At 40.8% G+C, this 8383-nt stretch carries 9 protein-coding genes; all 9 read right to left on the bottom strand.

Features of this window, described 5'->3' with window-relative positions; genetic code table 11:
• Positions 1-5: 5 nt before the first annotated feature.
• The 9 genes from Q3C15_RS03160 to Q3C15_RS03120 all read right to left on the bottom strand — a co-directional run bounded on the left by Q3C15_RS03160 (position 6) and on the right by Q3C15_RS03120 (position 8291).
• Positions 6-2477: an ATP-dependent RecD-like DNA helicase gene (locus Q3C15_RS03160; protein ID WP_302704046.1), complete on the bottom strand. Its 2472-nt coding sequence runs from the start codon at positions 2475-2477 to the stop codon at positions 6-8.
• Entirely contained in the window at positions 2467-3141 is a 675-nt protein-coding gene (locus tag Q3C15_RS03155) for a lipopolysaccharide assembly protein LapB (protein WP_283577046.1), read from the bottom strand. The genes Q3C15_RS03160 and Q3C15_RS03155 overlap by 11 nt, the downstream gene beginning before the upstream one ends.
• Before the next feature lie 11 nt (positions 3142-3152).
• Positions 3153-3815: a histidine phosphatase family protein gene (locus tag Q3C15_RS03150; RefSeq protein WP_302704045.1), complete on the bottom strand. Its 663-nt coding sequence runs from the start codon at positions 3813-3815 to the stop codon at positions 3153-3155.
• 95 nt (positions 3816-3910) lie between these two features.
• Complete coding sequence (mnmA, locus tag Q3C15_RS03145; RefSeq protein ID WP_204779569.1) at positions 3911-5038, bottom strand: tRNA 2-thiouridine(34) synthase MnmA; 1128 nt, start codon at positions 5036-5038, stop codon at positions 3911-3913.
• A 128-nt stretch (positions 5039-5166) separates the two neighbouring features.
• Positions 5167-5508: a DUF1831 domain-containing protein gene (locus Q3C15_RS03140; protein WP_057827736.1), complete on the bottom strand. Its 342-nt coding sequence runs from the start codon at positions 5506-5508 to the stop codon at positions 5167-5169.
• An 11-nt stretch (positions 5509-5519) separates the two neighbouring features.
• Positions 5520-6674 (bottom strand): cysteine desulfurase family protein, encoded by a 1155-nt coding sequence (locus Q3C15_RS03135; RefSeq protein WP_057827735.1) that lies wholly within the window; start codon positions 6672-6674, stop codon positions 5520-5522.
• A gap of 2 nt (positions 6675-6676) precedes the next feature.
• Entirely contained in the window at positions 6677-7369 is a 693-nt protein-coding gene (locus Q3C15_RS03130; RefSeq protein WP_302704038.1) for a 5'-methylthioadenosine/adenosylhomocysteine nucleosidase, read from the bottom strand.
• Between the two features lie 9 nt (positions 7370-7378).
• Positions 7379-7744, bottom strand: a complete 366-nt coding sequence (locus tag Q3C15_RS03125) for a hypothetical protein (RefSeq protein ID WP_302704036.1) — start codon at positions 7742-7744, stop codon at positions 7379-7381.
• 4 nt (positions 7745-7748) lie between these two features.
• Positions 7749-8291 (bottom strand): NUDIX hydrolase, encoded by a 543-nt coding sequence (locus Q3C15_RS03120; protein ID WP_302704035.1) that lies wholly within the window; start codon positions 8289-8291, stop codon positions 7749-7751.
• Between the last annotated feature and the right edge of the window lie 92 nt (positions 8292-8383).

Below are 8383 nucleotides of genomic sequence, written 5' to 3'. Positions count from 1 at the left end.
CAATGTTACTCGGTTTTTGTTTCCATAAAATCTTTTGGCTGAATCCCGTTCATTCCAATCAGCGGATCAATTTTTCCACTTTCAATCATTGAATTCGTTAACACATTTGAATTTTGATTTAGTTCTTGATCATCCGCTTCCACTGTTTCACTTTCATCTTCACTGACAGGATCCTCGATTAAGTTCACCTTTTCATGGTCGCCAAACGCTTCCCAAAGCATTTCTTTCAATCCCGTTTGGCGGTTTGATGAAACAATTGAAACTGACTTTTTAAATGCTTCGACTTCACCTAATAAAACCAGTTTTTGCTTTGCCCGGCTGACTGCCGTATAAAGCAAATTCCGCGCAAACATCCGTGAAAATTGACGAACCATTGGTAAGATGATCAGTGGGAATTCGCCCCCCTGCGATTTATGAATCGACATGCAGTACGCAAGGGTCAGCTGGTTCCAGTTACGTTTCTCATAACCAACTTCATTTCCATCGAAATCAACGATTATCTTATCCGTGGGAACATGGTTTTTAGCACTTTTAAGATCAATTCCAATTACTTTTCCAATATCCCCATTAAAAATATTATGTTCTGGATCATTCACAAGTTGCAAAACGCGATCCCCGATTCGGAAAACCTGTTGATTAACCTGAACTTCCTTTCGCCCGTGTTTTGCAGGGTTAACAATGGCCTGCATCCGATTATTTAAATTATCAATTCCGGCCACTCCCTTGTACATTGGAGCAAGCACTTGCAGATCATCAATTGAATTCCCTTTACTCAGCCACAATTGAACAACCTGTTCAAGCACATCCGGAACTTGAAACGCATTGCATGCGATAAATGAACGATCGGCATGTTGTTGCGTAAAATCCGGTGGCAACTGCCCCTGCTGAATACTGTGTGACAATTCAACGATCGATGAATCATCCGATTGACGGTAAATTCGCGTTAATTCTTTCTTCGGTAGTTCATCACTTTCAAGTAAATCTGCAAAAACCTGTCCCGGACCGACTGATGGTAACTGATCCTTATCGCCGACAAAAATCACCTGCATGTTATATGGAATTGCGCCTAACAAAACATCCATTAACTCCGTATCAACCATTGACGTTTCATCAATGATCAATAAGTCGCCCGAAAGCTCATCCACCTTACTTTCTGACAACTCCTCGTCATGCCCGTTGATTCCAAGTAACCGGTGAATCGTTCTTGCTGACAAACCAGTTGTTTCCGTCATCCGTTTCGCAGCCCGGCCAGTTGGCGCAGCTAATAGGATTGGAAGATGAGAATCATCCTTTTGCTGACGAATGCGTTCAAGGTCAATCCCATTCAACTCAGCAAACATCGCCACAATTCCATTAATAATGGTCGTTTTCCCTGTTCCAGGTCCTCCGGTTAACAAAAAACACCGCGAATTAAGCGCCGTAAAAATTGCATCCTGTTGAACATCATCATATTGGATTCCAAGATGGCGTTCAATTCGTCGTAAAATTTTGACAAGCTTCTTTTCGTCATAATTTTTTTGATCCTGATTCGTCGCAATCGTATATAATTTATTGGCAATTCCATGTTCTTCATGATAAAGCCGGCGAACATAAATATGCTGTTGATCCGCAACGATTCGGTGTTTCTTCTCAAGTTCGATAATCTGGTCGGCAACCATTTCCGGATCAATTGCCGTTTGCCGGCCCTTTTCAAGCAACGTGATCGCATTTTCAATCACCTGCTGACTCGTTGCATACGTATTGCCACTTTCATAGCAAAGATCATTTAAAACCTGAAAAATCGCCCCGCGAATTCGGACCGCCGAATCATCCTTGATCCCAATTTGCATTGCAATTTGATCAGCCTTCACGAACCCGATTCCATCAATATCAATTGATAACTGATACGGATTTTCATTGATCACCGTCAATGACTTTTCATGATACTTGGCAAAAATCTTAGCTGAAATTTTGCTTGAAAAGCCGTAATTATTCAACCCAATGATGATGATATCAGTTTGATTATTATCCTTAATCCCTTCAATCAAGGTTTGCGCTTGCCGGGGGCTTAAACCGAGGTCCTGTGCGCGTTCAGGATCCTGAATCAATAAGTTCAAGGCATCATCACCTAAAATTTTAACAATTCGTTCTGCTGATTTTTTCCCAATTCCTGGAAATTTATCACTTGAAAAATAATGAACGAGGCCTTCCGTCGTATCCGGAACATCAACCTCGTACGTTTCCGCCTTGAATTGCTTGCCGTAACGCGGATGATCAACGACGTGGCCGATAAACCGGTACTCGTTTTCTTCCTGCAAATTTGCAAAATCACCCGTCACCGTGATCGTGTGCTCTTTCCAATCGAAGTTCGTTTCCTTCACACTAATTAAAATTACCTTGTAGAAACTATCATTACTCTGAAAAAAGACACTTTTGACCCGGCCCTTTACAAACTGCTGTTCATTTTGAATTAACTCTTGCTGGGTGTTATTCATCATCTTGATCCTTTGATTTAATTGCGCGTTGAACGTCGCTTAATCGCTCTTGCATCCGGTCATAATAATCCTGATCAAGTTGCTTGACCTTGCTAAAATACTCATCTGCAGCTTCTGGACTTTCCTGAGTAAACTTGATCACTCCCAGTTGAAAGAGGGCACGTAAATCAGTATCATCCATCTCAAGCACTTGTTGATAAAAGTCCTCTGCCTGATCAAACTTTCCTAACGCTAAAAAGCAATCTGCTAATAATCGTTTGGGTTCCTTATTTTGCGGCATTTCATCACTGGCCGTTAATGCAAAAACCATTGCTTGCTGGTACTTTTGCTGAGCATAATTTGCTTGGCCGATCATTAAGTATGCTTCCGCCTTTAGTTTGTGATCCGTAACCTTTTGAAACGCTTGAATTGCTTCATCGTATAGTCCTGCCGAATAAAAAACATTGCCAAGCCCGTAAGTTAAGAGGTCAACTTTAGCTGGCTGATCGTTGAAAATATTGATTGCCCGCTTAAAAAGTTCTTCTGCCTGGGGAAAACTTTGCATTTCAGTCAAAATTGTTCCCAGCTGATAATAATTATCAACATTATAAGGATCCTGATCAATTGCTTGAACTAACTTATGGGTTGCTTTTTCAGCTTCTTGCGTCTTTTTATCTTCTTTTGCCATCTTCTCATTCCTTAAATAATATCCGTCGGGTCTAATTTCCGCTTTAAATAGTCAGTTTTATTCCATGCAATGCATTTAAAATGCTCGCCGTCCGTTGTTTTCAAAATGGTTGTACTCGTGTTAGCCAAGCCGCCACGTTCACGAATCTTTGCCAACGGAACGCCTAATAGATACCGAGTTTCCGCTCCCAATGCAGCTCCATGGCTGACAACCAAAATATTATCTTTCGGGTAACGCTGATAGATTGCTTGGATCTTCGGTGTCATTCGCTTAAATAATTCTTCATATGATTCCCCATCAATTGCAGTTGGATCATATTTATCAGGATGGTAACGAAAATTTTCAACCATTTCGGGATACTGCTTTTCAGCATCCACAAACTTCATTTTTTCCATTTTTCCCAAATTAAATTCCATAAATGCCGGATCGGCTTCAATTTTTAATCCGGGTTGATCAAGATTCTTGTTAATTTCTTGCGCCGTTGTCATCGTCCGCTTCAGGGGACTGCAGTAAATTTTCGCAAACCGAATCTTCTCACTATTAAAATACGCAGCTAATTGTTTGATCTCTTCGTAACTTTCTGGAAGAAGCGGTGAATCACCATGTGATCCTTGATAGCGCCCTTCCAAATTCCATTCTGTTTTTCCATGTCTTACAAAATAAAAAGTCGCCATTTCAATTTCCTCTTTAACATATTTAGTTTAATTATACATCAAAAAAATAGAGGCTGTGAGCTCATCCCACGCCTCTAGTCGTAATCTGATTTTAATTAAACATATTGTAAAAGTTTGCCTTCTTGATATGCATGATCGATCGTTCCGCTTCCAAGACATTCTTCACCGTCATACAAGACAACTTCTTGCCCTGGGGTAACTGCCCGTGCCGGATCATCAAATTCAACGGTCATTGCTGTATGATCATCATTTAAATGAACGGTTACACCGCAGTCCTTTTGCCGGTAACGGAATTTAGCCGTACAGTGAAAATCATTTCCGTAACGATCGATTGGTGCAACGAAACTCAACTGGCTTGCATCCAGACTAGTTGCGTATAAGTGTTCGTTGTGATATCCCTGGCCAACGTATAAGGTATTGGTCTTAATATCCTTGCCAACCACAAACCATGGTTCGTTACTCTTGCCATCACCGCCGATTCCTAATCCGCGCCGCTGACCAATTGTGTAATTCATTAACCCGTAATGTTGCCCCTTAACTTCGCCTTTAAAGGTCTTCATTACTCCTGGTTGCGCTGGTAAGAATTCACCCAAGAACTTACTGAAATTTCGTTCCCCAATGAAACAAACCCCGGTTGAATCCTTTTTGTGAGCAGTTGCCAAGCCGGCTTCTTCAGCGATCCGCCGAACTTCGGATTTTTGCATCCCGCCAATCGGAAACATTGCTTTTTGCAAATGCTTTTGGGTCAACTGGCTCAAGAAGTAGGTCTGGTCTTTATTCGGATCTGCGCCGCGAAGCATATGCACGGTCCCGTCTTCATCCCGTCGAATTTGAGCGTAGTGGCCCATTGCAATGTAATCAGCATCAAGTTCCATTGCATAATCTAAAAATGCTTTAAACTTAACTTCCTTATTACACAAAACGTCAGGATTAGGAGTCCGCCCACGTTTATATTCATCAAGGAAATATGAGAAAACATTGTCCCAATATTCCTTTTCAAAATTGACTGAATAGTATGGAATGCCAATTTCAGCAGCAACCTTGGCAACATCCTGATAATCTTCGGTTACCGTGCAGACGCCGCTGTCGTTTTTTTCATCCCAATTCTTCATAAAAACACCGACAACATCGTAGCCTTGTTGCTTAAGCAAGTACGCTGAAACTGATGAATCAACGCCGCCGCTCATTCCAACAACGACACGTGTTTTGCTGTTATCTTTCATAAACTCACCATCATTTCATTTAGATTCTGAATCATCAACGATTTGAAGGTCGTTTTGTCCAGTAATGTTAATTATAAACGCGAAAAGCCTCCCATTGCAAGGAGGCTTTCTTACTTTTGATAAGTAAATTATGCTTTTTCAATAATTTGCCGTTCAATTAAATTATCAAGAATGAAGTTTAATTGTTCCAAGTGAGTATCAACATCTTTCCCCTTGTGAACATCAACTTCACGCATTCCGTTAGCCGTTAACGTTGCCATCTTAAATTTCTTCAAATCAGCTTCAACGGTCATTTTAAATTTAAATCCTTGATTATACGGTGAATTTGGATCCAATGACCGTTCTAATTCGAATTTACCGGTCTTGGTTTCCATAAACCCAACATCCCGCAATGAATACTTTTTAATTTCTGGTGACAACCGGTATTTTTGATTATCACCCTTGATTTGATTTACTTCTGTAAAAGCCATCGAACTTCCTCCTATTTCTTTAAAAACCGATTGATAATTTTGACAATTTGATCAACTGTCCGATCGATTTCCTCAGCGGTATTTTCCATCCCAAAGCTGAACCGAATTGATTCGCGAATTCGCGGTGAATCTGAACCATACATTGCTTTTAAAACATGGGATGGTTCAAGCGAACCAGCCGTACATGCTGACCCTGCGGCAACCGCGATTCCATTAAGGTCCAAATTTGTAATGAAGGCATCATTCGGAATTCCCTTAAACCAAATGTTCAAAACATGCGGTAATTCGCCTGCATTCATTTTACCATTAATTTCAAAATCAATGTGATTGGCTTTCAATCCGTCAGTCAATTGTTTTTTAAAGCCATAGTACCGGTCACGCCGCCGTTGCTTTTCTTCGGAATTATCAATTTCAACCGCTTTGGCAAAGCCGGCAATTGCCGGAACATTTTCGGTTCCAGCGCGCCGCGTAAGTTCCTGATCGCCGCCCTTGATATACGAATCGAATTTGATTCCGTCACGTTGATACAAGAAACCAAGGAATTTTGGCCCATTCAGTTTATGAGCAGACGTTGACAATAAATCAATGTGATCAGCCTGAACATCAATGTCCAACAGGCCGTATGCTTGAACGGCATCCGTGTGGAACCATGCATTTGAATCCGCAACAATTTCACCGATCTCATGAATCGGCATTTTGCTCCCGACTTCGTTATTTCCAGTCATTACTGAAACTAAAATCGTATCATCGCGTAATTCCTTCTTCAAATCATCCAGACTGATCTCACCATTTTGATCAACTGGCAGATACGTAACTTCAAATCCCTGCGTTTCAAGATACTGCATTGGCTTCAAAACCGCTTCATGTTCAACCGCAGTCGTAATAATATGCCGGCCTTCATTTTGCCGCTTCATCGCCGTTTGGATAATTGCAGTATTATCACTTTCTGTTCCGCCACTTGTAAAAATAATTTCATTATCAAGCCGTGCGTTGATCGACTGAGCAATTACATGGCGGCTCCGGTCCAAAATTGACCGGGCCTCTCTCCCCCATGAATTAACCGCTGACGCATTGCCGAAATTATTTTGCATTGCATCTGCAATGACCTTGACAACCGCCGGATCCATCGGTGTGGTTGCCGCGTTATCTAAATAAATCCTTTCCATTTTTATGCCTCTTCTGATAATAAAGTTAAAATCATTTTTGCAGACCGTTTTCCTGCATCAATTACAAATTCATCAAATGATTGGCTTGCTTCTTCATCACCAACATCTGACATTGCCCGAATAACTAAATACGGAATGTTAAATTCATGGGCAACTTGGCCAACAGCTGCCCCTTCCATTTCACTGCAAAGCGCATCAAGGAAAATACTCTTGATTTGCTTGATCTTTGCAGTTGAATTGATAAATTGATCACCCGTAACGATCAATCCTTCCCGGACTGGCAAACCATTTTCTTCAGCGGCTTTTTTGACTGCTGCGCGAAGATGAGTATCCGCTTCAAAGATTTGCGGTTGTCCCGGCATTTGCCCCATCTTATAACCAAAAGCTGTTGAATCAGCGTCATGATATGCTGTTCCGGTTGAAAGGACCACATCACCAACGTGCATCCCATCCCCAATTCCACCAGCAGAACCAGAGTTAATAATGCAGTCAACGTGGAAATTATTTGCCAAAAATGCAGTGTTGACTGCTGCTTGGACTTTACCGATTCCTGATTGAACAAGTACAACTTCATGCCCGTTGATCGTTCCAGTATAGTATTTCATGTCAGCAATTGATTGTTCTTGCTTATCTGCTAACTTTTCAACCAACGTTTTAATTTCTTCTTCCATTGCACAAATAATTCCGTATTTCATTGTTTCCTCCTAAAAATTAACAAACCGCATAATTAAATACGTGATAATAATCAACCCAATTAAAATCCAAATTACTTTATTTAATTTTTTTCCTAATAATCGGGCTTTCCGTTCATTTTCCTCATCCTGATCCCGCTTCTTTTGTTCTGCCCGGGAAAGAATCTCTTCATCATTCGTGTTAGTTCTTTCAGAATGGTCAGCCTTCCGAAAACGGGTCAGAAAAGAATTTTCACTTTCATCGATTGCTTGATGCCGCCGAAGCCTTTTATCATCAGGTTCATCCGTAAAACTTGGGGTCTTACTTCTTCTTAACGATTCATTTGAATCATCATTTTCCTGATCATAAAAGTGGCGTCCTTCGTTATCCCAGCTCATTGACCTACCCCATCATTTGCCAAAACATAACCGCCATCAATGTTTTTACATCACAAATTTCGCCGCGGCTAATTGCCTCTTGAACTTCCTTTGGCGATAACTCAACCAATTCAAGAAACTCATCGTCATCCTGCGGTAATTCATCTTTAACAGCTTTTAATCCCACTGCATGATATAAATACATTAATTCATCAGCAAAGCCAGGTGAGGTATAAAATTTCGTAACTAATTCAAACTGATCAGCTGCAAAACGCGTTTCCTCATTTAATTCACGCCGGGCTGTTTTTTCCGGATCACCATGTTCGCTTGGTTCAATTTTTCCTGCCGGAATTTCAAGGGTAACCTTCTTTAACGGTTCACGCCATTGACGAATCATTACAATTTTATTTGAATCAGTAATGGCAATCACCCCGACAGCTCCTTGATGCCGGATAACTTCACGAACTGCTTCCTTACCATTGGGAAGTTTAACAGTTTCTTTATCTAAATGAACAACTTTCCCATTATAGATATTTTCAGTTGATAAGGTCTTTTCTTTAAAATCCATTTTGCATTCCTCGTTTTATCTCACTTTAACTCTAATAATAGCAGAGAAATTCCAAAAAATATAGTTCATTAAACGCTAAAAAAGACTGGACG

It is taken from the genome of Ligilactobacillus sp. 110_WCHN, from assembly GCF_030518115.1.
In the GTDB taxonomy this organism is placed as follows: domain Bacteria; phylum Bacillota; class Bacilli; order Lactobacillales; family Lactobacillaceae; genus Ligilactobacillus; species Ligilactobacillus aviarius_C.
The sequence above is the reverse complement of the archived record's forward strand: the minus strand, read 5'-3'. Positions and strand labels throughout refer to the sequence as shown.

Excerpts from the sequence above, each read along its gene's own strand:
- Q3C15_RS03120 (WP_302704035.1), bottom strand. The coding sequence starts at position 8,291 with ATGGATTTTAAAGAAAAGACCTTATCAACTGAAAATATCTATAATGGG.
- Q3C15_RS03155 (WP_283577046.1), bottom strand. The coding sequence starts at position 3,141 with ATGGCAAAAGAAGATAAAAAGACGCAAGAAGCTGAAAAAGCAACCCAT.
- Q3C15_RS03160 (WP_302704046.1), bottom strand. The coding sequence starts at position 2,477 with ATGATGAATAACACCCAGCAAGAGTTAATTCAAAATGAACAGCAGTTT.
- Q3C15_RS03150 (WP_302704045.1), bottom strand. The coding sequence starts at position 3,815 with ATGGCGACTTTTTATTTTGTAAGACATGGAAAAACAGAATGGAATTTG.
- mnmA (WP_204779569.1), bottom strand. The coding sequence starts at position 5,038 with ATGAAAGATAACAGCAAAACACGTGTCGTTGTTGGAATGAGCGGCGGC.
- Q3C15_RS03135 (WP_057827735.1), bottom strand. The coding sequence starts at position 6,674 with ATGGAAAGGATTTATTTAGATAACGCGGCAACCACACCGATGGATCCG.
- Q3C15_RS03140 (WP_057827736.1), bottom strand. The coding sequence starts at position 5,508 with ATGGCTTTTACAGAAGTAAATCAAATCAAGGGTGATAATCAAAAATAC.
- Q3C15_RS03125 (WP_302704036.1), bottom strand. The coding sequence starts at position 7,744 with ATGAGCTGGGATAACGAAGGACGCCACTTTTATGATCAGGAAAATGAT.
- Q3C15_RS03130 (WP_302704038.1), bottom strand. The coding sequence starts at position 7,369 with ATGAAATACGGAATTATTTGTGCAATGGAAGAAGAAATTAAAACGTTG.